Origin of the sequence: Sphingobium cyanobacteriorum (assembly GCF_030580935.1) — a bacterium.
Classification (GTDB): Bacteria; Pseudomonadota; Alphaproteobacteria; order Sphingomonadales; family Sphingomonadaceae; genus Sphingobium; species Sphingobium cyanobacteriorum.
This window is the reverse complement of the sequence record NZ_JAUQOM010000006.1, coordinates 171,278-196,109: the sequence shown is the minus strand read 5'-3', so window position 1 is coordinate 196,109 and position 24,832 is coordinate 171,278. Positions and strand designations below refer to the sequence as shown.

Annotated in this window: 26 protein-coding genes; 9 read left to right on the top strand and 17 right to left on the bottom strand. The window is 64.2% G+C overall.

From position 1 onward, the window contains the following. The 8 genes from Q4610_RS13430 to mscL form a co-directional block, all read right to left on the bottom strand. On the bottom strand, positions 1–699 hold the full coding sequence (locus tag Q4610_RS13430) for an N-acetylmuramoyl-L-alanine amidase (RefSeq protein WP_304536463.1): 699 nt from the start codon (positions 697–699) through the stop codon (positions 1–3). A 128-nt stretch (positions 700–827) separates the two neighbouring features. Continuing rightward, entirely contained in the window at positions 828–1,703 is an 876-nt protein-coding gene (locus tag Q4610_RS13425; RefSeq protein ID WP_304536462.1) for a CheR family methyltransferase, read from the bottom strand. After that, on the bottom strand, positions 1,703–2,785 hold the full coding sequence (locus Q4610_RS13420; RefSeq protein WP_304536461.1) for a chemotaxis protein CheB: 1,083 nt from the start codon (positions 2,783–2,785) through the stop codon (positions 1,703–1,705). Before Q4610_RS13420 ends, Q4610_RS13425 begins: the two co-directional genes overlap by 1 nt. Before the next feature lie 73 nt (positions 2,786–2,858). Continuing rightward, positions 2,859–3,224: a response regulator gene (locus Q4610_RS13415; protein ID WP_304536460.1), complete on the bottom strand. Its 366-nt coding sequence runs from the start codon at positions 3,222–3,224 to the stop codon at positions 2,859–2,861. 85 nt (positions 3,225–3,309) lie between these two features. Continuing rightward, positions 3,310–3,747 carry a chemotaxis protein CheW gene (locus Q4610_RS13410; protein ID WP_304536518.1) on the bottom strand — a complete coding sequence of 146 codons (438 nt, stop codon included), beginning with the start codon at positions 3,745–3,747 and terminating at the stop codon, positions 3,310–3,312. A gap of 11 nt (positions 3,748–3,758) precedes the next feature. Beyond that, positions 3,759–6,125 (bottom strand): chemotaxis protein CheA, encoded by a 2,367-nt coding sequence (locus tag Q4610_RS13405; protein ID WP_304536459.1) that lies wholly within the window; start codon positions 6,123–6,125, stop codon positions 3,759–3,761. A gap of 138 nt (positions 6,126–6,263) precedes the next feature. Next, positions 6,264–6,533 (bottom strand): hypothetical protein, encoded by a 270-nt coding sequence (locus Q4610_RS13400; RefSeq protein ID WP_304536458.1) that lies wholly within the window; start codon positions 6,531–6,533, stop codon positions 6,264–6,266. Positions 6,534–6,676: 143 nt separating this feature from the next. Next, positions 6,677–7,114 carry a large conductance mechanosensitive channel protein MscL gene (gene mscL, locus Q4610_RS13395; RefSeq protein WP_304536457.1) on the bottom strand — a complete coding sequence of 146 codons (438 nt, stop codon included), beginning with the start codon at positions 7,112–7,114 and terminating at the stop codon, positions 6,677–6,679. A gap of 102 nt (positions 7,115–7,216) precedes the next feature. On the opposite strand from mscL, the gene Q4610_RS13390 reads away from it, so the two are divergent. Genes Q4610_RS13390 through Q4610_RS13375 form a run of 4 tightly spaced genes read left to right on the top strand, consistent with a single transcriptional unit; the run spans position 7,217 to position 9,828 of the window. Further along, the gene (locus Q4610_RS13390) at positions 7,217–7,819 is read left to right on the top strand and encodes a LemA family protein (protein ID WP_304536456.1); all 603 of its coding nucleotides are present in this window, start codon (positions 7,217–7,219) and stop codon (positions 7,817–7,819) included. Between the two features lie 4 nt (positions 7,820–7,823). Then, entirely contained in the window at positions 7,824–8,624 is an 801-nt protein-coding gene (locus Q4610_RS13385) for a TPM domain-containing protein (protein WP_304536455.1), read from the top strand. Continuing rightward, the gene (locus tag Q4610_RS13380; RefSeq protein WP_304536454.1) at positions 8,624–9,301 is read left to right on the top strand and encodes a TPM domain-containing protein; all 678 of its coding nucleotides are present in this window, start codon (positions 8,624–8,626) and stop codon (positions 9,299–9,301) included. The genes Q4610_RS13385 and Q4610_RS13380 overlap by 1 nt, the downstream gene beginning before the upstream one ends. Next, entirely contained in the window at positions 9,298–9,828 is a 531-nt protein-coding gene (locus tag Q4610_RS13375; RefSeq protein ID WP_304536453.1) for an NUDIX hydrolase, read from the top strand. Before Q4610_RS13380 ends, Q4610_RS13375 begins: the two co-directional genes overlap by 4 nt. A 6-nt stretch (positions 9,829–9,834) precedes the next feature. Here Q4610_RS13375 and Q4610_RS13370 read toward each other — a convergent pair whose 3' ends face one another. Then, a complete protein-coding gene (locus Q4610_RS13370; protein ID WP_304536452.1) occupies positions 9,835–10,293 on the bottom strand; it encodes a DUF6456 domain-containing protein in 459 nt (152 codons plus the stop codon). A gap of 98 nt (positions 10,294–10,391) precedes the next feature. On the opposite strand from Q4610_RS13370, the gene Q4610_RS13365 reads away from it, so the two are divergent. Then, positions 10,392–10,955, top strand: a complete 564-nt coding sequence (locus Q4610_RS13365; RefSeq protein ID WP_304536451.1) for a helix-turn-helix domain-containing protein — start codon at positions 10,392–10,394, stop codon at positions 10,953–10,955. A gap of 58 nt (positions 10,956–11,013) precedes the next feature. Continuing rightward, the gene (locus tag Q4610_RS13360; RefSeq protein WP_304536450.1) at positions 11,014–12,189 is read left to right on the top strand and encodes a glycosyltransferase; all 1,176 of its coding nucleotides are present in this window, start codon (positions 11,014–11,016) and stop codon (positions 12,187–12,189) included. Here Q4610_RS13360 and Q4610_RS13355 read toward each other — a convergent pair. Next, complete coding sequence (locus Q4610_RS13355) at positions 12,162–13,814, bottom strand: molybdopterin-dependent oxidoreductase (protein WP_304536449.1); 1,653 nt, start codon at positions 13,812–13,814, stop codon at positions 12,162–12,164. The two genes, Q4610_RS13360 and Q4610_RS13355, sit on opposite strands and share 28 nt — an antisense overlap. Positions 13,815–13,914: 100 nt before the next feature. Between Q4610_RS13355 and modA the strand changes: the two genes are divergently transcribed. Then, positions 13,915–14,685 (top strand): molybdate ABC transporter substrate-binding protein, encoded by a 771-nt coding sequence (modA, locus tag Q4610_RS13350; protein ID WP_304536448.1) that lies wholly within the window; start codon positions 13,915–13,917, stop codon positions 14,683–14,685. Here modA and Q4610_RS13345 read toward each other — a convergent pair whose 3' ends face one another. After that, on the bottom strand, positions 14,686–15,432 hold the full coding sequence (locus Q4610_RS13345; protein ID WP_304536447.1) for an HAD-IIB family hydrolase: 747 nt from the start codon (positions 15,430–15,432) through the stop codon (positions 14,686–14,688). A gap of 176 nt (positions 15,433–15,608) precedes the next feature. Between Q4610_RS13345 and modB the strand changes: the two genes are divergently transcribed. Together modB and Q4610_RS13335 are read left to right on the top strand one after the other, a co-directional pair. Then, complete coding sequence (gene modB, locus Q4610_RS13340) at positions 15,609–16,313, top strand: molybdate ABC transporter permease subunit (RefSeq protein WP_425262565.1); 705 nt, start codon at positions 15,609–15,611, stop codon at positions 16,311–16,313. Beyond that, on the top strand, positions 16,303–16,971 hold the full coding sequence (locus tag Q4610_RS13335; protein ID WP_304536446.1) for an ATP-binding cassette domain-containing protein: 669 nt from the start codon (positions 16,303–16,305) through the stop codon (positions 16,969–16,971). The genes modB and Q4610_RS13335 overlap by 11 nt, the downstream gene beginning before the upstream one ends. Here Q4610_RS13335 and Q4610_RS13330 read toward each other — a convergent pair. The 6 genes from Q4610_RS13330 to Q4610_RS13305 form a co-directional block, all read right to left on the bottom strand. Beyond that, entirely contained in the window at positions 16,964–17,767 is an 804-nt protein-coding gene (locus tag Q4610_RS13330) for a class I mannose-6-phosphate isomerase (RefSeq protein WP_304536445.1), read from the bottom strand. The two genes, Q4610_RS13335 and Q4610_RS13330, sit on opposite strands and share 8 nt — an antisense overlap. A gap of 42 nt (positions 17,768–17,809) precedes the next feature. After that, positions 17,810–20,248: a glycosyltransferase gene (locus Q4610_RS13325; protein ID WP_304536444.1), complete on the bottom strand. Its 2,439-nt coding sequence runs from the start codon at positions 20,246–20,248 to the stop codon at positions 17,810–17,812. Positions 20,249–20,316: 68 nt separating this feature from the next. Beyond that, positions 20,317–21,516: a KpsE/RkpR family capsule polysaccharide export protein gene (locus Q4610_RS13320; RefSeq protein WP_304536443.1), complete on the bottom strand. Its 1,200-nt coding sequence runs from the start codon at positions 21,514–21,516 to the stop codon at positions 20,317–20,319. Then, a complete protein-coding gene (locus Q4610_RS13315) occupies positions 21,513–22,241 on the bottom strand; it encodes an ABC transporter permease (RefSeq protein ID WP_336622869.1) in 729 nt (242 codons plus the stop codon). The genes Q4610_RS13320 and Q4610_RS13315 overlap by 4 nt, the downstream gene beginning before the upstream one ends. 208 nt (positions 22,242–22,449) lie before the next feature. Continuing rightward, a complete protein-coding gene (locus Q4610_RS13310; protein ID WP_304536441.1) occupies positions 22,450–23,523 on the bottom strand; it encodes a mannose-1-phosphate guanylyltransferase/mannose-6-phosphate isomerase in 1,074 nt (357 codons plus the stop codon). A gap of 138 nt (positions 23,524–23,661) precedes the next feature. Then, on the bottom strand, positions 23,662–24,777 hold the full coding sequence (locus tag Q4610_RS13305) for a polysaccharide biosynthesis/export family protein (protein ID WP_304536440.1): 1,116 nt from the start codon (positions 24,775–24,777) through the stop codon (positions 23,662–23,664). Positions 24,778–24,832: the final 55 nt, after the last annotated feature.

The following is a 24,832-nucleotide window of genomic DNA, read 5'->3' as shown; positions in this document are numbered from 1 at the left end:
TTAGTCATCCCCTCTGGGCTTGGGCAGCAGCAAGGCAAGCAACAGCGCGCGACATTCGCCATCGATCACGCCGTCGATCCGTTCCGGCCGGAATCGTCGCTGAAAGGCCAGCACCGCTGCCTGCGGATCGGCAATGTCATAGCCGAAGCGTTCCAGCGCCAGCATGAAGCCGCCATCGGTCCAGTGCGGGTCCATCAGATTCCTGGTCGGGCGCGGCAACGCCAGGCGCAACCGGGCCAGTTGCCCCCAGGGAAACAGTTCACCCGGATCCTGTTTGCGCGCCGGCGCCACATCGCTATGGCCGACGATATTGCCGCGCGTGATCCTGTGCCGCTGGACGATGTCGTGGATCAGCGGGATCAGCGATCCCATCTGGGTTTCGGGAAAGGGGCGATACCCCCATTCATGCCCCGGATTGACAATTTCTATGCCGATGCTGGCGGAATTCACATCATCAATGCCGCGCCAGTGCGACCGGCCGGCGTGCCAGGCGCGCTTGGCTTCATCGACCATATGGATGATCTGGCCATCCTCCGTCACGACATAATGGGCCGACACCTTGGATTGCGGGTTGGCCAGCCAGTTTATCGCGCTCGCCGCGTCCGGCATCCCGGTATAGTGCAGCACCAGCATGGTGATGGGCAGGCTGCGCTCGTCATAATTGGGCGATGGCGTTTCGATCATCGGAATATCGGTCATCGCGAAAGGCCTGTCACTTCCAGATGCTCGATCATCGCGCCCTTCCGGCTCGCCCGGCACATCGGGCCACCTGTCCTGTGACAATGACGGAGACTGGCGCAGCAATCAAGCGGGGTAATGGCGTGCCGTCACCCCGTCCGGCGCATCGGGCCACCCGCGACATCCGGCAGGCCGACCTTGCGGACATAGCTACCGCGAAATTCGGGATGCGGCATGAATTCCTCACCCTGTCCGATCACGGTTTCCCCCGCGCCCAGCAGCAGCACGCTCTGGGCGTGGCTGTGGCGGGACAGCAATCCAAGCACCGCCTGACACCGTTCGGGGGTGAAGTAGAGCAGGACGTTGCGACACAGGATCAGGTCATAGTCGCCCTGCGGCGCGCGGGCGTCGAACAGATTGTCGTGACGGAAATCGATCATCCGCCGCAGTTCGGGGCTGGCGCACCATTCCTCGCCATGGGGGGCAAACCATTTGATGAGGTCGCCGACCCCCAGGCCCCGCTGCACGTCCATCTGCGAAAAGACACCGGATCGCGCCTGGTCGATCGCGGCAGTGGAAATATCGGTCGCCAATATCTCGATCCGCCAGCCCTGCCAGCGCGCCGCATCATTGCGCAGGCGGATCGCCAGTGAATAGGCTTCCTGCCCGGTCGAACAGCCCGCGCTCCAGATGCGCAGCGTGCGATCCTTCTTTTCGGCGCGGATATGGGGCAGGATTTGCCGGTGGATCATGTCAAAAATCTGGAGGTCGCGGAAAAAGCTGCTTTCATTGTTGAGCAGCGCATTGACGACATCGGCCTCCAGTGGCGAGTTGCGCTTGCGCAGCACCTGTGCCGCCAGATCATCTATATCGCGCAGGTCGTGCGCCCGCATCACCGGCCGCAACGCGGTTTCCATGCGCCATGCGCGCCCTTCGGACAGCACCTGGCCGGTGCGCGCCTCAAGCAGCCCGGACAGGATGCGTGCGGCCCCTTGCAGCCCGCCGCCGGGCGAAGAGGCGCTCATCACGCCGCCACCCGGCCGCGACGCGCGACGAAGGGCATGATCCCCAGCGGTTCCATGATCGCGCAGGTCAGCCCCGCACCCGCCACCGACCCCGGCATCCCCCATACGACACTGCTCGCCTCATCCTGCGCCACGATCCATCCGCCCGCCGCCACGATATCCCGCGCACCGATGGTGCCGTCGCGGCCCATGCCGGTCAGCACGACGCCCGCCGCGCCGGCCCCGTAAATGTCCGCCATGCTGGCGAACATCGGATCGACACCGGGCAGATTCCCGGCCGGCGTGCGTTCGGGATTGAGCATGATCATCACCCGGCCCTGCAACCCCCGACGCAACTGAAGATTGGCGTTGCCCGGCGCGACATAGACCGTATCGGGAACCAGCAGATCGCCGGTTTCGGCCACCTGGACCTTCAGGCTGGTCATGCGCGCCAGTTGTTGCGCGAAATAGACGGTGAAGCTGGCAGGCAGATGCTGGGTCAGCAGCACCGGCACGCCAAGCGGCGCGGACAAACCCTGAAACAATTGCCCCAGCGCGTGAATGCCGCCCGTCGACGCCCCGATGCCCAGGCAAGCGAGCGGCACGGCCGCCGGTTCGGCCGCCACCTGCACCGGCACATGCGGCAAGGCCGGCGCGGCGGGACGATCGCCGAACAGGCGATGCAGCCGGCCAATCAACGCCTGCGGAAATTGTTCGCCAAAACTGCCGCTGCCCGGCTTGGACAGGATATCGCTGGCACCAAGGGCCAGCGCCTCGACCGCGGCGGCGCTGCCTTCCTCGCATTTGCCCGACAGGATCGCGACCTTGACCAGCGGATTGGCGCGCAAGATCTGCGGCAATGCGGCAAGGCCGCTCTGCCCCGGCAGTTCGATGTCCAGCAACACCAGATCGACGGCATGATCCGCCAGATAGCTCAGCGCATGTTCCGCGCTGTTGGTCTTGTGGACGACGGTGAAGGCCGGGTCAGCATTCAATATACGTTCTATCACGGTACGCACAACGACCGAATCGTCGACAATCATGGTGCGGAGGGAGCGGACTTCGCTCCTGTGGCTGGTCATGATCGGCACCATGGCGTTCATCACGAGGACTTTCTGCGGGATACAAGGAAGGAAGGGACCTGAAAATGCGTCAGGGATGCGGCAATCCAGGCCGCTAGATCACCCCGACGATCGCCAGCTTGCTTTCCAGTGTCTCCCGGTCGAACGGCTTCATCACATATTCGTCCGCGCCGGCCTCGACCGCCGCCTTGATATGGCTGATGCCATTTTCGGTGGTGCAGAAGATGATCTTGGGACGGGCCGTCATCTTGGCGCTCGACAGCGCCTGGAGAAATTCCATGCCGCTCATGACCGGCATGTTCCAGTCGAGCAACACGACATCGGGCGCGGAGGCTTCGCACTGGGTCAGCGCGTCCTGCCCGTCCACCGCTTCACTGACCGTCAGGTCGAGCGATTCCAGTATGTGGCGCGCCACCTTGCGGATGACCTTGCTATCGTCGACGACCAGGCAATTCTTCATGAAGCGTCCCTTAGGTTTTTGCGTCCCGTTGCGACGGGTTTAACCGGCAAAGCCAAGCATTTGGTAAACAGGCGGAGAAGAGTTTTCACGCGGCCTGCGCCACCGCCCCGCCTTCGATGAAGGCGGCGAGCGACACGAGCAGCCAGGGATGGCCTTCATGCTCGACAATGGCGCGGGCATAAGGGGCCCAGGCCGGATCGAGCTGACCGCGCAGGGGCAGCTCGCCATCGGGCACGCGACAAATATCCGACACGCCATCGACCATCAGGCCATAGCTGTGACCGCTGATATTGGCGATGATCGCCAGCCCGCGCCGTTCGGCGGCGGTCGCCTGGCCGCGAATCAGCGCGGCGACATCGATGATCGTCAATACACGACTGCGCAATGCGGACAGGCCGGCGACATGCACGCCCATGCCCGGCACCGGCGAAATGTCGGTCAGGCGGACCACTGCCTCGACCTCGCGGGCATCGACCGCGATGCGCGTGCCGGCCAGGGTGGCGAGAAGGTAAAGCTGATCCATCATCGCGCTCCTTATGCCCGGCGCCCGGCGATCGCCGCCATCAACGCATCCTGATCATAACGATAGATGCTGCCGTCCTGCGGCCCCACCGGACGCGGCGACGCACGCAGGTGCACGACGCGGCATCCCATGATTTCCGCCGCCTGCGCCGCATCGCCGCCGGTGCACAGCACCACGTCGCCCGGATCGACGATCGCGTCGCCGGGCAGGCCCAGCACCACGTCATGCCCGGCCTGGCGCAAGAGCGGCGCCAATATCTCGCGTGTCCAGCCATCATCGGCGTCAGCCAGCAGACAGCGGCCCCGCGCCTGTTCCACGATGCTCTCTTCGGGCAGGGTCGCGAACAGGGCAAAAGGATTGATGACCTCCAGATGCTCGCCATCGATCACCGCCACGCCGCTCAGCAGGCCCTGCATCGCCACCATGTCCGGCACGGCAGGCATTTCGACAATGTCCAGTACAGCGGCGACCGGATAACAGACTTCGCGCCGGTCATCGCGCAGGCGCAATGCCGAAACCTTGTCGCGATCGAATTGCGACAGGCCGTTGGCGACGGGCACCAGCCGGCCGTCGAGCCGTACATAGGCGCGCCCCCCCGATCGGCCGAACAGGCGCGCGTCGACATCCTCGACCCGTTCGATCAGCGACAATTTGAGCAGGCGCCGTTCCCCCGACAATTCCTCGAACCGCAGCGCCGCGACCATCTCCACGCCCGTCTGCGCATCGGCCGCCGCCTCCTGCTGCCGCGCCGCCCGATCGTCGATGATGTTGGGCAGGTGCGCCGCATTGGCGAGGCCGGCGGCGTCGAGCAGCAGCATCGGCTTGCCATTGTCGGGCAGGGTCATGCCGGCATAAACGCCGGTCGCCATCACCAGCGGCGATGCCGGACGGATGACCAGTTCCTCATGATTGTCGACCGCCGACACGCCCATGGCATAGGGCACGCCAGTCGCCGACCGCACCACCATAATGGCGCGCGGCCCGGCTTCGACGGGTTTTTCCATCCCCAGCACCTCTTCCAGGTCGATCATCGAATGACGCACCGACCGGATGGTCGCGATCTTGGCGCCCCCCACGTCACTGATCTGGAGCGTTTCATTATTGTCGTGGAGGATTTCGACGACTGCCGCGCGGGGAATCGCGAAATGCTGCCCCCCGGCGCGAATGATGAGGCCGGGAATGATGGTCAGGGTCAGCGGTACGCGCAGCGTGATGCACAGCCCCCTGCCCGGATTGTTGTCGAGCGCGATGACCCCGCCGATCCGCTCCACATTGGCGCGCACCACGTCCATGCCGACCCCGCGCCCGGAAATCGCCGTCACCTGATTCGCGGTGGAAAGGCCGGGCTGGAAGATCAGGTCGAGCTTTTCCTGTTCGGTCAGGCGGGCGGCGGCGTCGGGGCTGAGCCGGCCGGCCGCGATCGATTTTTCGACCAGCCGCGCGGTGTCGATGCCCGCGCCATCATCCGTGATGGCAATGACGATCTGGTTGCCCGACTGGCGCGCCTCCACGCGCAGGCTGCCGGCTTCCGGCTTGCCGGCGGCGCGGCGCTTGATCGGCGCCTCGATTCCATGGTCGATGCTGTTGCGCACGATGTGGGTGAGCGGGTCGACGACCATCTCCACCATCTCGCGATCCATTTCGACATCCCCGCCTTCCAGCGTCAGGTCGATGCGCTTGCCCAGTTCGCGTCCCAGGTCACGCACCATGCGCGGGATGGCCGCGAACAGGCGATCGACGCGCTGCATCCGGGTCTTGGAAATCACGTCGCGCATGTCGGCCACACAGGTCGACAGTCGTTCGAACACATTGTCCAGTTCGGGATCGGCGGTCCGCTCGCGCAGCTTGCGCGACAATTCGTTGCGCGCCAGCACCATGTCCGACACGCCGTTCATCAGTTGATCGATCAGGCTGAGTGGCAGGCGGATCGTGCGCGGCCCGGATTGCGCGCCGCCCTGTCGCGCGGTGGCCGGCGCCGTCGCCGCCCTGGCTTGCGGCTGGCCCTCGTCGGGCAGCGCGCTCAATGCGCCGATCAGGAAATCGTCATTCTCGTTCGGCAACGCCGCGCCAACCGCCACCGCTTCGGCCAGTTCCCCGATCCGGTCCATGATGCCCAGCACCGCGCTGACAGTGGCGGGATCGGCCGTACGATTGCCGGCGCGTATGTCCGACAGCACATCTTCGGCGGCATGGCTCAATCGTTCGAATCGCGGCAGGTTGAGGAAGCCGCAACTGCCCTTGACCGTGTGAAAAAAGCGAAAGATCGCATCCAGCCGGTCGCGGTCGCCCGGATCGGCTTCCCAGGCGATCACTTCGCCCGCGAGCGCCTCCAGCGTCTCCTGCGTCTCGGATATGAATTCCTGAAGTAGTTCGTCCATTCCCTGCCGGCCCTACCGATGCGCGCAATCGGCACCATGGCGGGGCGTGGTTAAAGGGCCGTTAAAGGCGCGCCGAACCGAAAAAGGGCGTCGCAAGATTGCTTGCGACGCCCTTTGCAATATGACCTGGAACTGGCCTTACTGCTTCTTTTCGACGGCTTCCTCAGCCTTTTCGCCCGCTTCACGGGTGGCTTCGGCCTTGTTCTCGATCGCATCGGCAGCGTTCTCGGCCGCATTTTCGGCGTTGCCGCTCAGATTGTCGGCCAGCGCTTCCATATTGTCGGCCTGATTGTCGAGTGCGTCCGCCTGATTCTCGTACGCATTCTCAACCTTGTTCTCCTGCTTGGAATCGCACGCGGCGAGTGCGACCATGCTGGCAAGGCCAAGGATTGTGACGAAAGTTTTCACGGCGTTTTCTCCTGTTGCGCCCCCTGGGGCTGACGTCGTTTGGCACGAGTATGGGGTGGCCTTGCCCTCCCAAACCCTGACGCCGATCAACTGGCCGCGCTTGCGATGGTTCCGGCGATCGGCTCGTTTCGTCGCAAAAACGATTATTTCTTGAGCGAATCCCGGATTTCGCGGAGCAGCAGGACATCCTCCGGCGTCGGCGCCGCCTCGGCCGGTGCGGGTTCGGGCTTGGCGGTCAGCCTGTTCATCCCCTTGACCAGCAGGAAGATGATGAAGGCCAGAATGATGAAATTGACCAGCACGGTCAGGAACTGGCCCCAGCCGAACATGGCGACACCGGCTGCCTTCAGGTCGGCATAGCTTTGCGGGTTGCCCTTGAAGCCTGCGGGCAATTCGCCCAGCCGGATGAAATAGCCCGAAAAGTCCGCCCCGCCGAAAATATAGCCGACCACCGGCATGATCAGGTCGTCGGTCAGCGACTTGGTGATGGTGGCGAACGCGCCGCCGATGATGACGCCGACGGCCAGGTCCATCACATTGCCGCGATTGATGAATGTCTTGAATTCGGAAATCAGCCCCATGTGCAACTCCTTGCATGATTTGCGATAATATCAGGATGGGCCGTTGCGCCGGGCAGGGCAACGGCCTATTTCCAGCAGCGAAACAAAAGCCGAGGATGTTCCATGACGCTCCTGCGCCGCTTCTCCAAGACCATGTTGCCGCTGTTCGGGGCGCTCGCCCTGTCCGCCTGCGGCATCAACAGCGTGCCCACCGCCGAGGAAGAGGCGAAGGCCAAATGGGCCGATGTCCAGGCGCAATATCAGCGCCGCGCCAACCTGACCGGCAATCTGGTCGCCACGGTGAAGGCGGCGGGCAAGCAGGAACAGGCGACCCTGACCGCCGTGACAGAGGCCCGTGCCAAGGCAACGTCGATCCAGGTCAATGCCGAAGATCTGTCCGACCCCGCCAAGGTCGCGCAGTTCCAGGCCGCCCAGGCGCAGCTCAGCCAGGGCCTTGGCCGCCTGCTCGCGTCGGTCGAGGCTTATCCCGACCTCAAGACCAACGAGAATTTCCTGCAACTCCAGTCGCAACTGGAGGGCACGGAAAACCGGATCGCCGTCGCCATCCGCGACTATAATGGCGCGGTGCAGGCCTATAATACCCGCATCCGCACCTTCCCCGACGCGATCGGCGCGAAGCTGATCCATGGCGCCAAGCCCATGACCCCGTTCCAGGCGACGACGCCGGGCGCGGAGGAGGCGCCGAAGGTCGACTTCGGCAACTGATCGGATGATCCGCCGCCTGCTCCTGATTCTCACGCTGCTGGCGCTCGCGCCGGCGGCGTGGGCGCAGAGCTTTCCCGCTTTCGACGACAAGGGCGTGGTCGACGCGGCGAACCTGCTCGACCCGGCGCAGGAACAGGCGCTCAGTGCCAGGCTGATTGCGCAGAAAAAAGCCAGTGGCCGATCGCTGGTGGTCGCGACCATTCCCGACCTTCAGGGCTATGACATTGCCGACTACGGCTATCGGCTGGGCCGCGCCTGGGGCATCGGCAACAAGGACAGCAATGGCGCGGTGCTGATCATTGCCCCGAAAGAGCGCAAGGTGCGGATCGAGGTCGGCTATGGCCTGGAGGGCGTGCTGACCGACGCCCTTTCGTCCCAGATCGTCCGCAACGCCATCGCGCCGCGCTTCAAGGCGGGCGACATGCCGGGCGGCATCAATGCCGGCGTGGACGAAATCACGACCCTGCTTGCCCTGCCGCCCGACCAGGCGAAGCAGCGCGCGGCGCAGGCGGAGGAACAGGTGCGCCGTCAGGATGATGGCGGCGGTGGCATCATCGCCTTCTGGATCATATTGTTCATTGTTTTCTTCGTCATCCTGCCACTCTTGTCCCGCGCCAAGGGTGGCAAGCGTTACCGGCGTGGCAGCGGCAGCGCACCGATCATCATCTGGGGACCGGGCGCCGGCAGTTCGGGCTGGGGATCGGGCGGTGGCTGGGGCGGATCGAGCTGGGGCGGCGGCGACAGCGGCGGCGGCTTTTCGGGCGGCGGCAGCTTCGGCGGCGGCGGCGCGTCGGGGGACTGGTGATGCAGCTTCATCTCACTCAATCGGATCATGATCTGGTGTCGAGCGCGGTGGCGAACGCCGAAGCGCATACGTCCGGCGAGATCGTCACCATCGTCGCGCGGCGGTCCGACAGCTATCATGATGTGGGCCTGAGTTGGGCGGCGGCGGCGGTGTTCATCGCGCTGGCCCTGATGGCCGCCTTCCCCGCGCAGCTACGTGCCTTCCTCTCGATGCTGCTGCTCGACTGGGAGCATGAACTGGCCGACTGGAAGCTGCTGACCGGGCTGCTCGGCCTGCTCATCCTCAAATTCCTGGTCGTGCGCTACCTGCTGGCGATCATGCCGCTGCGGATGCTGATGACCCCGCGCGCCACCAGGGCGCGGCGGGTGCGGCGGCGCGCGATCCTGCTGTTCCGCACCGCTGCCGAAGCGCGCACGCGCGGGCGTACCGGCGTCCTCATCTATCTCTCGCTGGACGAGCATCGCGCCGAAATCGTCGCCGACCGCGCGATCAATGAAAAGGTCGCGCCCGAAGCCTGGGGCGACGCGATGGCCGCGCTGATCGACGCGATCCGCGCGGGCCGGGCGGGCGAAGGACTGGCCGAAGCGGTGCGGCAGGTCGGCGTGGTACTGGCAGCCCATTTCCCGCGCGCCGACGACGACATCAATGAACTGCCCGACAGGCTGATCGAATTATGACCGACCCCGACCGGAGCGCCCCGGAAGAAGTGATGTGGGCCGGCCGTTTCATCACTGCCAGGAAGCGCGGCAAATGGGAATATGTCGGCCGCGCGCGGGGCATCCATGCCGCCGTCATCCTGGCGATCGACGATGCGCATGTCCTGCTGGTCGATCAGTATCGCGTGCCGCTGGGCCGCCGCTGCATCGAACTGCCAGCCGGCCTTGTCGGCGACGAAACGGAAGGCGAGGAGGCCAGCCTGGCCGCCGCGCGCGAGCTGGAGGAGGAAACCGGCTACCGCCCCGCCCGGCTCGAATCGCTCGGCCAGTTCTTCAGCTCGCCGGGCATGGTGTCGGAAAGTTTCACCCTGTTCCGCGCCCATGATCTGGAACGGACCGGCATGGGCGGCGGCGTCGCGGGCGAGGACATTATCGTCCATCGCGTGCCGATCGCCACCCTGCCCGACCGGATCGCCGCCTGGCGGGCGGAAGGCTATGCCATGGATGTCAAATTGCTGCTGCTGCTGGGCGCGGGGATGATGGCTTAGGATCGCTCACGGCACGCGATACCAGCCCGCCACCCGGTCGAGCGCCAGCGTCAGCACCAGTTTGCCGGCCCGGCTCGGCCAGCCCAGCGCCTTTTCCGCCGCGACCAGCCCTTCCCCGGCGCAGGCGACGCGCCACAATATGTCCGCCAGCCCCGGCCCTGCCGCCGCGATCGCGCCATCGAAGCGCTCGCGCGCCGCCATCTGCGCCAGCGTCGGATCGCCCGGTCGTCCCTGCCCGCGCCGTCCGCCCTCCCGCGGGGCAGCGTCCCAGCGCATCGTCACCCGCGCGGCCAGTCCCGCCCTTTCCCAATCCCGTCGCAACATGTCCCCGGCGGCATAATGGCGCGCGCTCAGATGCCCCCGCGCATGGAGCCAGGACAGTGGTGATTCGCCGACATGCACCCGCACATTATGGCAACGACCGTCCGGTCCCTCGATCATCTGTTCGACATGATGGGCGATCATGGGGGCATCTCCTGCTGCTGTTGCCGGGACGCAAAGCCTTGCCATGCGGGATAAACTGTAGGAAAGAGAAAACCAAATAGGTTATCAAGCGAGGTCATATGATCACCCGCATTCGCGAGGTTCGCAAGGCGAAGGGCCTGACGCTGGAACAGGTAGGGGCCCTGTGCGACCCGCCGACCACCGCCCAGACGATCGGACGACTGGAAACCGGCACCCGCACCGTATCGGTCAAATGGCTCAACCGGATCGCGCTGGCCCTGGGCGTGACGACCGCCGATCTGGTAGCCCTGCCTGGCCAGGCCGATCTGCCGGTCGCCGCCCTGCTCGGCCCGGACGGCGCGCGCGCGCCCACCCGACCGCTCGCTTTCCCCGCGCCGGTCGGGTCCGACGGCATGGTCGGCGTCCATGTCAGCGCCAGCATCGGCGACTATCGCAGCGGCGACGCCATCTGGTGCCGCCGCATCGCGCCGGACGAATTTTCAAGCGCGCTCAACCGTGACATCCTCTTTCCCCGACCGGCCGGACGTTTTCTCTTCGGCCGCCTTATCGGGCGCGAAGGGGACCGCCTGCAATTGCTGCCGCTGGGGGCTGGCGGACGGCAATTGGTGCTGACCGACCCGCCATGGGCCGCTGTGGCGGTGCAACTCGTCCGACGGCTCTAGCCAAGGCGGCGCGCGGTGCTTAACCATCGCGAAAGGCTGCGCAGCGCAAAGAGAGGCCATGACGCTCAACGTCCTCATGCTATCGACCCTCTTCCCCGACATCAGCCGCCCCAATTTCGGCGTGTTCGTGGAACGGCAGGCGCGCGAACTGGCGAGTCGGCCGGATGTGAATGTCACGGTCATCGCCCCGGTCGGCCTGCCGCCCTGGCCGCTCTCGCTGGCCGGCCGTTATGCGCCGCTGCGCGCGCTGCCGGCCAAGGAACGCTGGCGCGAACTCACCGTCTATCGCCCGACCTTTCCGATCATTCCAAAGTTCGGCGGGCGCACCAATGTCAGCACCATGACCCGCGCGATCCTGCCACTGGTCAAACGGCTTCATGCGGAAAAGCCGTTCGACGTGATCGACGCCAGCTTCTTCTTTCCCGATGGCCCGGTGGCGCAACGCCTGTCGAAGGCGCTGGGCATTCCCTATTCCGTCAAGGCGCGCGGCGCCGACATTCACCATTGGGGAACGCAGAAAAGCACGCGCAAGCTGGTCCGGTACGCGGCGGAGGGCGCAGCGGGCCTGCTCGCCGTATCCGATGCGATGCGCCGGTCGATGGCGCGCATGGGCATCGATGCCGACAAGATCCGCGTCCATTACACCGGCGTCGATCTCGACACGTTCGAAATCGCCGATCGCGCCGCGGCCAAGGCAGCGCTGGGCTTCAGCGGCCCGGTGGTGCTGTGCGTTGGCGCCCTCATCCCGCGCAAGGGGCAGGATTTGCTGGTGCGGGCGTTGCCCGCCCTGCCAGACATGACCCTGTTGCTGGCGGGCCAGGGCGCCTATCGGCGGACGCTGGAAAATCTGGCCCAGGACCTGGGGGTTGAACGGCGGATCGGCTTCCTCGGCTCTGTACCCCATCACAAATTGCCGCGCATCTTCGCCGCCGCCGATGTCATGGCGCTGCCGTCCGAATCGGAAGGGCTGGCCAATGCCTGGGTCGAGTCGCTCGCCTGCGGCACGCCGATCGTCATCACCGATGTCGGCGGCGCGCGCGAATTGCTCGACCGGCCCGAAGCCGGCCGCATCGTGGACCGAACGCCTGAAGCCATCGCCGAAGGCATCCGCGCCACGCTCGATGACCCGCCCGATCAGCAGGCTGTGCGCGCAGCCGCATTACGCTTCACCTGGGCCGCCAATGGCAACACGCTGCTCGCGCATCTTCAGGGGATTGTCGCCGCCTCGGCCTGAACCATGATCGGCAGCAGGCGCGCCCGGCCATCATCGGTTGGGAAACGCCCGTCATCGAACGGCACCTCGCCCCAGCGCCATGGCGTCAATTCAGTATAGGCCGGGTTGGAAATCGGCGCATGCCGCTTCAGGTTGAGCAGCCGCGCCCCATCATTGCGATAGGCGGTCAGCCGCACATGTTCGCGGTAGATGTCGGCCGGTCGCTCATAATGAAAGGCATCGCCCCAGCCCATCGCCTGGGCCACCCTGGTCATCGCCCACCAGTCCGGCCTGGCCTCACCGGGCAGGTCGAACAGGCGGCGCTGGCGACTGACCAGCCGGTCGGCGCCCGTCAGCGTGCCGTCCCTCTCGGCCCAGACGGGCGAGGGCAGCAGCAGGCTCCAGCCATCATGCTGCTCATCCGATCGCGCTGTCGATCGGATCGAGAGCGGCACGGCAGCGCGCGCCTGCATCAGCCAGTCGCGGTCGTCCGGCGCATCCCCCAGGCTCCACAGCGCCTTTATGTCACCGGCGCGCATCGCATCGTGCAGCGCGTCGCCGGACCGCCCCGACTGCCGCGCCATCGCCCGCGCGCCCCAGAAACGGGCCGTGTTCGCCACGGCATCGGGCGTGAAGTCCAGATGCGCTGCAAGCTGCGTCGCGACGCAGCCGACCTCACGCATGCCCATGGCGTTGGCCCTGGCGCATAAGACAAAAGGCGCAGCGCCCGGCTGCCCGATCCGCCCGGTCGCAAGATGCAGGTCGATGACAGCCACGGCAAGGCAGGCATCCCGGTCGGGATAGAGCGTCACCGCTTTCTTGCGCGATGTCCACAGGTCATAGAATGCGCGTACGTCCGCAGCGCTCAGGGCGCATGCCCGCGCCACCGACCAGAGATCATGGCCGGGCCGCAACCCCGCCCAGAAACCATCCGGCACATGGATGCTGCGCGCCACACGGGCGGCATCCAGAATGCCGCCGTCATGGCAATGCAGCAGCAGCCCGGCAATCAGCCGGGCCGCGCTGCCGGGGGCGACCGGCACATGCAGGTCCGCCGCAATGTCCGCCCCCGCCGCGCCCAGCACAATGAGGTGTGCGCCATGATCCTGCCGTGCCGCCTGCACCCGCTCCATCAATACCGGATGGCTCGACGCCAAAGCTGCATCGGTCAGAAGGATGATCTCGCTCCGGTCGATATCCTCATAGGCGGCCGGCATGATATCCTCGCCAAAGGCCGCCTTCTGGATCGCGGCAGCCGCCCCCGCCCCCGGCGCGTGGATATGGGCGGACCCCAGAAAGCCTTTCATCAGCTTGTTGGCGACATAGAGATCCTCTGTCAGCAGGCCGTCGCCCACATGCAACGCAACCGATCCGGGACCATGGCGCGCGACCACCGCCGCCAGGCGTTGCGCCGCCTGCGCGATCGCCCGGTCCCAGCGCTGGCGGCGACCATCGACCAGCGGATGCAGCAACCGTCCGTCCAGCGACGCCGATTGCTCCAACCGCGCTGCCTTCGCACAGAGCAGGCCGGCATTGGCGGGATGTGTCTTGTCCCCCTCGATCGACAGGGCGCGCTCATCGCCGGTGATGGCCCTGATCCCGCACCCGATGCTGCATTGACCGCACTGGCTTCGCACGATGGCCATGTCAGCAATAAATCCGGCGATCGATCATCCCCCTCCCCTAACCCAGCCGCGCGACAGGCGAAAGCTTGCCAAATCCACCCCCCACGCGCAGAGACAGGGCATGACGGCCTTCCTCCTTCGCGCCCTGGCATTGCTGACCTTGTCATGCGCATCCATCAGCCATGCCGTGCCGCATGATCGTGGCCCGGTGCTGCTGGCGGCGGCGAGCATGCAGGAGGCGATGACCGCAGCGGCGGACGCCTGGGCGGCACGCGGTCATCCCCGTCCGGTCCTGTCCTTCGCCGGATCGTCCGCGCTCGCCCGCCAGATCAAGGCCGGCGCGCCCGCCGACCTGTTCCTGTCCGCCGATGAAGCGTGGATGGACGATGTTGCCCGCGCCGGCTGGCTTGCGCCGGGCAGCCGGTCCACGCTGGCCGGCAACAGCCTGGTCCTTGTCGCGCCCAGGGCCAGGCCCGTCCGCCTGCGCATCGCCCGTGGCATGCCGATCTCGCGCGCGCTGGGTGACGGGCGGCTGGCCATGGCCGACCCCGACAGCGTGCCGGCGGGCAAATATGGCAAGGCGGCGCTCACGGCGCTCGGCGCTTGGCCCCAGGTCGCGGCCAAAATCGTGCGCACGGACAATGTGCGGTCGGCGCTGGCGCTGGTCGAGCGGGGCGAAGTGCCGCTCGGCATCGTCTATGCCACGGATGCGCGCGCCAGCACCGGCGTGTCAGTGGTCGGCGCTTTCCCGGCAAGCAGCCACGCGCCGATCCGCTATCCGGTCGCCCGGATCAAGGGCAGCACAAGCAAGGACGCGGAGCCTTTCCGCCGTTTCCTGCTGTCGCCGGCGGGCAAGGCGATCCTTGCCCGCTACGGCTTCAGCACGCGATAATCATTTCTGGCAGGCGACGATCGCGTCGATCACCGACAGGGTTTCCTGCGGATCGCGCACCCGTACCGTATCAAGGCCCAGTTCCTTCGCCGGATAGTCGTTGCCGCCGGGGAAGATGGCGTCGCCGATGAACATCATCGCATCGAGCGCGATACCGCTCGCGTCGCGCAGCTTCTTGAGGCCATAGGCCTTGTCCACGCCTTCGCGGGTGATGTCGATCGACGTCGCCCCGCCCATGTTGATCGACAGGCCGGGCAGCCGCTGGCGCAGGTCGGCCTGGATGATCTTGCGCTTGGCAAAGTCGGGATCCCACACATCCTTGGCATGGATCGGCGCCTGCTGACCAAGGGCGGAGAAGGTGATCTGGCTGCCGCGATCCTCGATCCGCTCGCCCCATGTCTGTTCAGGGACGAAGCCGGTGGCTTCCAGCGATTCATCAAAGGCTTTGAGGATCGCCGCTTTCTGGGCATCATCGAACAATTCGGCGAAAACCGGGGACCAAGCCCCGTCCTTGTAGGTGTACAGCTTGGTGCCGGTGGTCGGCATCAACCACAATTTCGATCGGTCGGCATGGTCGGGCAGGCGGCTGGCGACCTGCTTTTCGAATTGCGGCCAGTCACCGCCGGAAATCACCGCGACATGGGCGACGCCCAGCAGATCGGCCAGGGCTTGCGCCATGGGTTCGCCCAAGGGCTGCTTGCTTTCCGCAAGGGTGCCATCCAGGTCGAACGCGACGAGTTCTTTCATTCCACAGCTCCGATGATGGGGATTATTGGGGTGCGGCCTTCATTATGCTCTTGCCATGGCGCTATCGCCTGAGGTGTCGATCTACAATCTTTTTGCGCTGCATTTGTCAAACGGCTTCGTTATGCAGCAGACAGGGTTGATCGGCGACCCGGTTATAAAGATGGTTTGACGGAATCGTGACATGGGGCCTTACCGCCGATGAATGGGTCATTGTCGGCCTGTCGCTGAAGATCGGCGTCGCCGCTATGGTGGCGATGCTGCCGCCCGCTTTCGCGCTGGCATGGCTGCTGGCGCGCCGGCGCTTTCCCGGCAAGTTGCTGCTCGACACGCTGGTCCATCTGCCACTGGTGGTGCCGCCGGTGGTGACGGGATGGCTGTTACTTTTGCTGTTCGGAACGCAGGGACCGATCGGTCGCTGGCTGATGGCATGGTTCGGCGTCACCCTGCTGTTCCGCTGGACCGGCGCGGCGCTGGCGGCGGCGATCATGGCGCTGCCGTTGATGGTGCGGGCGATGCGCCTGTCGATCATGGCAATCGACCGGCGACTGGAGCAGGCCGCGGAAACGCTGGGCGCATCACGACTGCGGATCTTCTGCACCATTTCCCTGCCCCTGGCGCTGCCGGGCATAGTGGCGGGCGCGATGCTGGGTTTCGCCCGGTCGATCGGCGAGTTCGGCGCGACCATCACCTTCGTCTCCGACATACCCGGCGAAACCCGCACCTTGCCGATCGCCATTTATTCCGCGTTGCAGATGCCCGATAGCGAAGCGGCGGTCATGCGGCTCGCGCTGCTGTCGATCGCCCTGTCCTTTGCTGCCCTGATCCTGTCCGAATATCTTGCACGTCGCGCTGCGCCATCAGGCCCGTCCCATGGTCTTTGACATCGATCTGTGCGTGCAGCGTGGTGAAAGGGCGATTGCCTGCGCCTTTCGTTCGGACAGCGGCATCGTCGCCCTGTTCGGTCCATCGGGCGTCGGCAAGACATCGGTGCTCGACATGCTCGCCGGCCTGCTGCGCCCGAACGCCGGGCATGTCGCCATCGCCGGCCGGCGCCTGTTCGACAGCGCCACCGCCATCGACCTGCCGACCGCGCGCCGTCGCTGCGGCTATGTGTTTCAGCAACCCCGCCTCTTCCCGCACATGCGGGTTCGGGCGAACCTGCGCTACGGCCGTCCCAGGGGCGATCCCGATGGCGGCACCCATGGCCTGTCGCAACAGGCGCTGATCGACCTGCTGGGGATCGGCGACTTGCTCGACCGCTGGCCCTCGTCCCTGTCGGGCGGCGAAGCGCAACGGGTCGCTATCGGCCGGGCGCTGTTGTCCGATCCCCATTATCTGTTGCTGGACGAACCCATCTCCTCGCTCGACGATGCCCGTCGCCAGGAGATATTGGACATGATCGCGCGGCTCCACGGCCTGACCGCCATCCCGATCGTCTATGTCAGCCACGACCGGCGCGAACTGGATTATCTGGGCGGCGACATCATCGTCCTGGACGGATCGCACGCCGGCGACGCACCGGACCGTGTGATCACATAGTCGCGATCAGGACCGATGCCGCCTCGCTCGTCGTCACGGCCACATCGCCTTCCACCAGCCAGCATTCATGCGCGCGCCATGGCACGCCGTCGATCGTGCCGGATCCCGACAGGGGAATGAACCAGCCCTGGTCGATCGCCAGTGATTGCCCATGGCCTGCCGCCCAGCACCGCATGTCGAGCGCAAAGGGCGCTGTATCCCGGTCCAGCATGCTGCTGTCCCGATCCGCCGGAATGACCCGTTCAGGCAACGCATAGGGGCGCGCATCGGATACCGCGACCCCGGCGTCCAGATGCAGTTCGCGCGGACGGCCATAGTCGAACAGGCGATAGGTCACGTCATTGTTCATCTGCACTTCAACCAGGGTCACACCGGCCCCGATCGCATGGACCGTACCGGCGGGAATGTAGAAGAAGCTGCCGGGTTGTACCGGCTTCCAGTCCATCAGCGCTTCCAGCGTCCCGTCCAGCGCCGACGCGCGCAACGCATCATCATCCAGCCGGCGGCTGGTGCCGATGCCCAGCGTCGCACCCGGCTGCGCGTCCAGAATATACCAGCATTCCGACTTGCCGCCGGGCAGGCCCGCCGCCTGCGCCTGCGCATCGGTGGGATGGACCTGGATCGACAGCTTCTCGCTGGTGAAGATATATTTGACGAGTAGCGGGGGATGCCGGCCTTCGGGACCGTCGAACCAGATTTCGCCCACCTGTTCCTGTGCCGGATTGGGGAAGGCGCCGATATCGGTCCTCCCCCAGGGCTTGACTACCCGCTTCGTTTCCAGACGGACCGCGCTCACGATTCTTCCCCCCACCCTGTTCTCACATTCCGTTCACCGGCATCAAAATATCACCGGCTCGCGGTTGAACGCCAGTTGATTGAGGCCCCCAATCGTCATGGCTTCGATGAAATTGGCGCGCGCGACCAGATCGTCGGCATGACAGAAATAGAAACCGCCCACGCCCAGCGCGATAACGCGGCAGTCGAGCCCACCTGTTCGTTCACTGACATCGACGGAATGCGATCCCTTGAACCGGATATGGAAACCCTCGACCGGGGCGATCTCTGGAATGTCGATAGCTATCCAGCGATACTCACCGGGATTGAGTGTCCCCTCCAGGTGAAACCCGATCGCCGGAGCAGCGACTTCAAATTTCGTCACATCATCCGGCGGTGCATGCAATTGCACAAAGCCCCGGACTGGTCCCTTCTGATCCGTGAAGCGGACAGCCAGTTGGCCGCCATTGGGCTTCGTCCAGCACCCCCAGTCGTCGGGCCACCACCAGCCCGTGCCGCTGCGATAGATTTCGGCCGAACCCAGACCTTTCCAGATGCGTCGTTCGAAATTGCGTATAATCGGGTAGAAAGCGCCGAATTGCACGGGCTCGATCCGTTCGGCCAATCCGCTTTCCGCGTCGCCCGATGGGGCCGTCGCGGTGCGCGATACGAATGCCTCGATCTCATGCCCGATCTGGTCTGCGACATCCTGCCACTTGCGCGGCTTGAAATCGGCCTTGATCTTCGCTTCCAGACGCGCACGCTCGGCATGATCAAAAATCAGTTGCTCTGCCTTGGCGGTCAGTTCTTTGGTCGATCCCGCTTCAAAATAGACGCCGAACGGCCCGCCTGCTTCCGGCAGCGATGAACTGTCGGACAACAGCGGGACCTTCCCGAAGCACAGCGACTCTGTGACCGGCAGGCCCCAGCCCTCATAATTGCTGGGATAGAGGGTGAAGCGGCAGCTCTTGTAGAGCAGGCCCAGTTCCTCGTCCGACAGGCCCGACAGCATGACGACACGCGAACGCAACAAGGGCGACTGATCGATCCGGGCATAGACCTCGTCATTCAGCCAGCCGCGATTGCCGACACAGACCAGCTTGGGCACCTGCCGCGCGCCATGTTTCTGAATAAGCGCCAGCCAGGCGTCGAGCGCACCGATATGATTCTTGCGTGACTCGATCGTCGATACGATCAGCACGAAATCATTCGCGCTCAGCCCCCATTCGCGCAGCTTGTCCGTCGGCGCGACCTTGGCATCGGGCGAACGAAATTCGGCGTCCAGGGGAATGACCGCCACGTCGCTGGCATCCACTTCATGCCCCAATATCCCGGCGACCTTGATCAGGTCGCATTTGGTGGCCTGCGAATTGACCAGGAAAAAGTCTGCATGCTGATAAACGCCCAGCGCCCAGCTAATGAAATCCTGGGTCAATTCCTTGACGCAATGTTCGGGCGTCATGATCGGAATGAAGTCGTGCACGAAGGGAATATAGCGAATGCCGTACAGGCGCTTGGCTTCCCGCACGAACATGAAATAATTTTGCAGCCACCACGATGTGCCGAGGTTGACCAGGAACGCACCCCGCGCAAATTCCAGGGCAGGCGCCAGGCTGATCTCGATCTTGAGCTGGGTGTAAGCATCCAGCCATTCGGGATCGGTCCTGTCCCCACTTTCCAGCGACAGGGCGCATAAGTCCATGAAGGCATCAAGTGGCACTTCGGACCAACTGGCCGCCTGATCGGAAAAGCAGCACACCTTCACGCTACCTTCAGGCCGCGTTTCGACCGCGCCGGTTATGGTGGCGATCTGCACACGCTGGATTCCGGTTGGCAGCCGCGCATTGCCAAAATAGGAAATCAGGTCAGAGGCATCGAACACGATTTCATGGCCGTCAAACGGCTCATCGCCGGCCGATTGTCCAGCCTTGTCCATGATCCGTGCCCTGGCTTCCTGCAACGCGGCGATCTGGGCAGAGTCCAGGTCCAGGCCCTCCACCTGCTCCAGCAGCGCAGTCAGGGATGCCAGGCCCTCTACCTTGCGGGCCCGGCGACGCGGCCTGTTGACCTTGCCCCCTTGCAACGCAGCGGTAAGCGCTTCCCTGTTCATTCCGGTCCCCCGTTCCAGCAAATTCAAAAGTTCACGCAGCGCATCGGGATTTCTGCGCGCGCCACGATAGGCGCGCAGATAATGCTGAAGCGCCACTGCTCCGCGTTGCTGGAGCTTGGCGACATGCCCTTGTTCCACGGCAGCTTCGCCATCGGGATCAAGCGCTTCCGCCCTGGCATAGGCATCCATCGCCTGCTCGTAATTTTCCAGCCGCTTGTGCATGTGACCAAGCTGAATCCAGATATGCGCAAGCCCCGGCGCTTGGTCGAGCGCGTCACTATAGTAGCGCGCCGCCTTGGCCCAATCCTCATCCGTCCGTGCCGCGTTGCCACGCGCAATCAGGCCATGGACCACCGCGGACACTGGTACGCCGGCCGATTTATAGTGGCCCATCGCACGCTTCATCCTGGAAACCAGCTTACGAACAGGAAGCGGCGACGCCTCCTTCCGCGCACCATGTGTCATGCACTATGCTCCCGGACACCGGCCGACAGCAACCAGCCAATGCCATATGCGATCGCCAGAGCCAAAAAGACCGTGAAGATCGTTTTCATGCCCTTGGGATAGGTCGCCTTCTCCGGCATGTTCGGTTCCACCAGGCGCACGACGAACAATTGCTGGCGCGTTGCCTGCTCGCGCGCGGATTCCAGCGCCGCAGCCGCAGCCGCATAGCGTTTGGATTCAAATTCGCGGCGCAATTCCAAATCCTGATAGTCCCCCAGGCGGGTCGCGATCGACCGGCTGTTCCCCACCAGGAAGCCCTGTTGCGAATTGAGTTGGCTGTTGATCGCAACCGCGCGGCTTTGCAGGGCGCGATATTGCGGATTGTCGCTGCCGATCTGGGATGCGATCGCGTCCATTTCGGCGCGCGCCATCGCTTCCTCCTTGCGCAGTTCGGTGACCAGCTTCAGTTGCGCCTCGGCGCTGCCCTGGGGATCGACATCACCCTGCCCGCGCCGGAAGGCCGTAAGCCCGGCCTGTGCGTCGCGCAGCCCCTTTTCAGCATCAGCCACCTGACGTCGGGCCAGACCCTGCATCGATTCATAGGACCGCAAATTGAGCGCGTTCACACGCTTTTCGCCCAGCGCCAGCATGGCATTGATCAACGCGTAGGAATCCGCCGGACGGAATGAACGCACCTTCACCGTCATGATGCCGGTATCGGGGTCCAGATCGATTGTTGAACGGCTTTTGAAATATTTGAGCAACGTCTCGTCAGTGGGATCAGCAACCGGCAATCGGCTGATCAGGTCAGCTTCGGGCCGCCGATACCGCTCCACCAACTGGTCGTTACGTCGCAACGACGCCACGACATCGTGCGAGCGCATATAGTCGGCCAGTGTCGCTGCTTCCTTGGAGGAATCGCTCGTGCCGAAAGATTTGAGGACAGCATCCAGACCGCCGGACGATTCCTTGCCTCCACTATTGGAACGCACCACCAGATGCGCCTCCGACTCATATTGGTTGGCAGCGAACAGCGCAAAATACAGTGCGACGATCAAAGTCGGCAGCATCACGATCGCCAGGAAATAGCGCAAGCGCCAAACATAGCGCTTGATCGCATCCGATGCGGGCCGCGGCGACGCCTCATCCTCTTCTTGAGCCAGACGCCGGACGTCGGGATCCGCGCTCGAACGGACAATATCGGTGAGCTTGTTCATTTCAATTCAACCTTCCGCCGCACGAGCTTGATCGACAATAGGCCCAACAGGGTAAGAACCATGCAAATGGTGATGACATAAGCGGGATAGAAAAAATCGTCCGGTGCAGCCTCGAACCATCCATAACGCATTTCCTCGAACATTGACGTCATCGGCCAATAGGCGATAAGTCCATGAAAATTATGAGGAAACCATTTGACCATGAAGAAGGCACCCGACAGCGGCAGCAAAATATAGCTGATCGGATGCACGAATTTCTGCAATGTGCTGTTTTCGTAAGTGGCCCCGCATACGATCATCGACAGGGCGAACGAGAACCAGAAATATTGCAGAAAGCCGGTGAAAAAATAGAGCGGGCGGGCGGGCAGGTCAGCCATGTCGAGCATGATGCACAGGCCAATGAGCATGGCGAACGCTGTCATGGAAGCCGCCGCCTCCAGCAATGCACGCGACAGCAATATATCAAACAACGTCACCATGCGATGATACATCAGCGGCAGATTGGCTTCCAGGGCGCTGTCTGCGCGGTTCCATATGCCGCGAAACATGATGAACATCGTATAGCCCAGCACGATGAACGGCACGACGCCGATGCCGGCGCCATAATGGCGTTCCCTGGAGAACATCTTGAGCGACACCACCAGCACAGCCAGCAGCATCGGTTCCAGGAACAGCCAGGCATAGCCCAGACCACGCTTGCCATAGCGGGTATGGAGCTCGCGCATGATCAACGCGCCTATGACACTGCACTGAACCCGCAAAGCATCCAGGAAGCGGGCGGCCTCTATCCGTTTTTGTGCAGACGCTTCGCTCATTTACCCCACTCATCACGTCCGAACCGGCGTGGCCACGAAAAAATCCATCCCCCCGCATGATGACCATGCCGCAGCAGGATGGCTTCCGCAATGGCCCTTGCCTCCATGCGCGCGCCCATCACGTCGCCGTACCGCGCCGTTTCAGATGGTCCACGATCTTCTTCACATCCTGCGATCGGTCGCGCGGCGCGACCAATATGCCTTCCGCCGTCGACACGATCACGCAGTCGCGCACGCCAAGGGCCGCGACCGGCGGGCCATCGCTGACATAGACGAGGTTGCCGGCGCCATCGATGACGAAGCCGTCGCCATTGACGCCATTATCCTGCTCGTCGCGCGCGCAGATCGCCCACAGCGCGTCCCATGATCCGACATCGGACCATCCCATGTCGACCGGGACGACCGCTGCATTGGTGGCCTTTTCCATGACGGCATGGTCGATCGAAATGTCGGGACCGGCCATGAAGGCGGCGGCTTGCGGCCGCACGGTCACGCCGTCCACGGCCGCCTTGTCCATCGCCTCGGCACTGGCGGCGGCGACTTGCGGCGCATGATCCTGCAACGCAGACAGATAATTGCGCGCGGAAAAAAGGAACATGCCCCCATTCCAATAATGCTGTCCGCCCTCAAAATAGCTGGTGGCCAGCGGCAGCGGCGGCTTTTCGTGGAAATTGGCGACATGATGGACATTGGCAACGTCCGCCAGCGCATCCCCCCGCTCGATATAGCCATAGCCGGTTTCGGGATGGGTCGGCTGGATGCCGAATGTCACCAGGCACCCGGCCTGCGCCGCCTGCGCGGCGGACCTGACGGCGGCGTACAGGCTGTCGAGATCGGTGATGACATGATCCGACGGCATGACCATCATCAGCGCGTCCGCATCGTGCGTCACGATCCAGTGCGCCGCGATCGCCACGGCGGCGGCCGTATTGCGGGCGGCCGGTTCGAGCAGGACCGCCGCCGGTTCGATACCGATGCCGGCCAGTTGTTCGACCACCAGATGGCTCTGGCTTTCGCCCGAAACGATGATGGGGGCCAGAAATTCGGACTGCCCAGCCACGCGCAGGATGGTTTCCTGGATCATCGACCGATCGGTCACGACCGGCACGAACTGCTTGGGCTTGTGCGGCTGCGAAAGCGGCCACAGGCGGGTGCCCGACCCGCCCGACAGAATGACTGGATAAATACGCATAGGATCGTCGCCCATAATTTCCCCTGAACGCTCCTCAACGCCGAATGCATTACAACGCGATCAACAGTGTCTTTTCATCGGCATCTTGTGGTTATCATAAGGGCGCGGCGCACCAAAATACCGCCCCTTTTCCTGCTGTCACCGGGTAACGGCCCGCGCCTGGATCAGCGGCGAGGTGAACAGGCTGAAAATCTCCACCAGCTTGCGCGTCTGCACCGAACTGGCGTTCGCGACATAGATCACGTCCCTGTCGCGCATCATGAAGCGCTGCGACAGGAAGTAGCTGGACGGTTTCGTCATATCCAGCCGATAGACCAGCGGCTTTTCAACATTGGGCGTCCCCGCATCCTTTTCATAGCGAAACACGAATATGCCTGCCGGGTCCGCCTGCTGGCCATCCGGCCCGCCTGCCCGCGCCACGGCATCGCTGAGCGACAGGCCCGCCTTTTCGAACTTGATCTCCGACACCCTGCCCGCCGCACCGAACACGGTGAAGCTGCGGTCGCGCTGCAAAATCTCCACGCGATCGCCACCCAGCAGTTGCAGGTCGGCTGTGGAACCGGGCGTCAGTTCGGACAGATATGTTTCCACCGTGCGCCCGGCGCGGGTGAAGCGCAGGATGGCGGTTGACTGGTTCGCCGGCTCCTTCAGGCCGCCTGCGGCCGCCACCGCGTCCAGGATGCGCTCGCGGGCCAGCGAGACACGCTGCCGCCCAGGCTGGGCGACCAGACCGCCCACCGTCACCGTGTTGGTGACATTTTCCTTGACCGTCACAAGCGCCTGGGGCGCCTGCGACTTGCCGCGCAGTCCGGCAATGATCGCCCGGCGCACGTCCTCGGTGGTGCGGCCGGCGGCCCGGATGCGGCCGATATAGGGCAAGGAAATATAGCCATCGTCATCGACGGTCACACCTTCCATCGCCTGGTCCTTGACGCTGACATTGGTGGTGCCGCGATCGCCACCACCCAGTGTGACGCCGCTGCCGAACAACGAAACGCCCACTTCGTAGATATTGACCTGCAAAATATCGCCCGGCCCCAACAGGTCCACCCGGCCGCTGCTGGCGAGTTGCTCCAGCGCCGCCGTGGTCGTCAGTTCCGACAATTCCGGCGCAGGCAGGCTTTCCGCCGATACGTCCAGGATGCTGAAACCGATCGCGTCGGCCTGCGCCTTTTCGCTTTTGAACAGTTGACGTGCGGAAGGGCCGCTGCTCGGAATGCTGGCACAGGCCGTCGTCAGAGACGCAAATGCCAATGCCGCAGTGCAACGAAATCGTGCGTTCTTCGTCATCGTGACCCTCTGATCCATT

Coding starts and splice junctions, on each gene's coding strand:
- Q4610_RS13315 (WP_336622869.1), bottom strand. CDS start 22,241: ATGCGCGAGCTCCATACCCGCTATGGCAAGCGTGGTCTGGGCTATGCC.
- Q4610_RS13410 (WP_304536518.1), bottom strand. CDS start 3,747: ATGGATCAGCTTTACCTTCTCGCCACCCTGGCCGGCACGCGCATCGCG.
- Q4610_RS13370 (WP_304536452.1), bottom strand. CDS start 10,293: ATGATCGCCCATCATGTCGAACAGATGATCGAGGGACCGGACGGTCGT.
- Q4610_RS13405 (WP_304536459.1), bottom strand. CDS start 6,125: ATGGACGAACTACTTCAGGAATTCATATCCGAGACGCAGGAGACGCTG.
- Q4610_RS13325 (WP_304536444.1), bottom strand. CDS start 20,248: ATGGGCCACTATAAATCGGCCGGCGTACCAGTGTCCGCGGTGGTCCAT.
- Q4610_RS13425 (WP_304536462.1), bottom strand. CDS start 1,703: ATGAGCGCCTCTTCGCCCGGCGGCGGGCTGCAAGGGGCCGCACGCATC.
- Q4610_RS13310 (WP_304536441.1), bottom strand. CDS start 23,523: ATGCGTATTTATCCAGTCATTCTGTCGGGCGGGTCGGGCACCCGCCTG.
- mscL (WP_304536457.1), bottom strand. CDS start 7,114: ATGGGGCTGATTTCCGAATTCAAGACATTCATCAATCGCGGCAATGTG.
- Q4610_RS13360 (WP_304536450.1), top strand. CDS start 11,014: ATGACGCTCAACGTCCTCATGCTATCGACCCTCTTCCCCGACATCAGC.
- Q4610_RS13355 (WP_304536449.1), bottom strand. CDS start 13,814: ATGGCCATCGTGCGAAGCCAGTGCGGTCAATGCAGCATCGGGTGCGGG.
- Q4610_RS13375 (WP_304536453.1), top strand. CDS start 9,298: ATGACCGACCCCGACCGGAGCGCCCCGGAAGAAGTGATGTGGGCCGGC.
- Q4610_RS13430 (WP_304536463.1), bottom strand. CDS start 699: ATGACCGATATTCCGATGATCGAAACGCCATCGCCCAATTATGACGAG.
- modA (WP_304536448.1), top strand. CDS start 13,915: ATGACGGCCTTCCTCCTTCGCGCCCTGGCATTGCTGACCTTGTCATGC.
- Q4610_RS13385 (WP_304536455.1), top strand. CDS start 7,824: ATGATCCGCCGCCTGCTCCTGATTCTCACGCTGCTGGCGCTCGCGCCG.
- Q4610_RS13380 (WP_304536454.1), top strand. CDS start 8,624: ATGCAGCTTCATCTCACTCAATCGGATCATGATCTGGTGTCGAGCGCG.
- Q4610_RS13390 (WP_304536456.1), top strand. CDS start 7,217: ATGACGCTCCTGCGCCGCTTCTCCAAGACCATGTTGCCGCTGTTCGGG.
- Q4610_RS13345 (WP_304536447.1), bottom strand. CDS start 15,432: ATGAAAGAACTCGTCGCGTTCGACCTGGATGGCACCCTTGCGGAAAGC.
- Q4610_RS13365 (WP_304536451.1), top strand. CDS start 10,392: ATGATCACCCGCATTCGCGAGGTTCGCAAGGCGAAGGGCCTGACGCTG.
- Q4610_RS13415 (WP_304536460.1), bottom strand. CDS start 3,224: ATGAAGAATTGCCTGGTCGTCGACGATAGCAAGGTCATCCGCAAGGTG.
- Q4610_RS13335 (WP_304536446.1), top strand. CDS start 16,303: ATGGTCTTTGACATCGATCTGTGCGTGCAGCGTGGTGAAAGGGCGATT.
- Q4610_RS13320 (WP_304536443.1), bottom strand. CDS start 21,516: ATGAACAAGCTCACCGATATTGTCCGTTCGAGCGCGGATCCCGACGTC.
- Q4610_RS13420 (WP_304536461.1), bottom strand. CDS start 2,785: ATGAACGCCATGGTGCCGATCATGACCAGCCACAGGAGCGAAGTCCGC.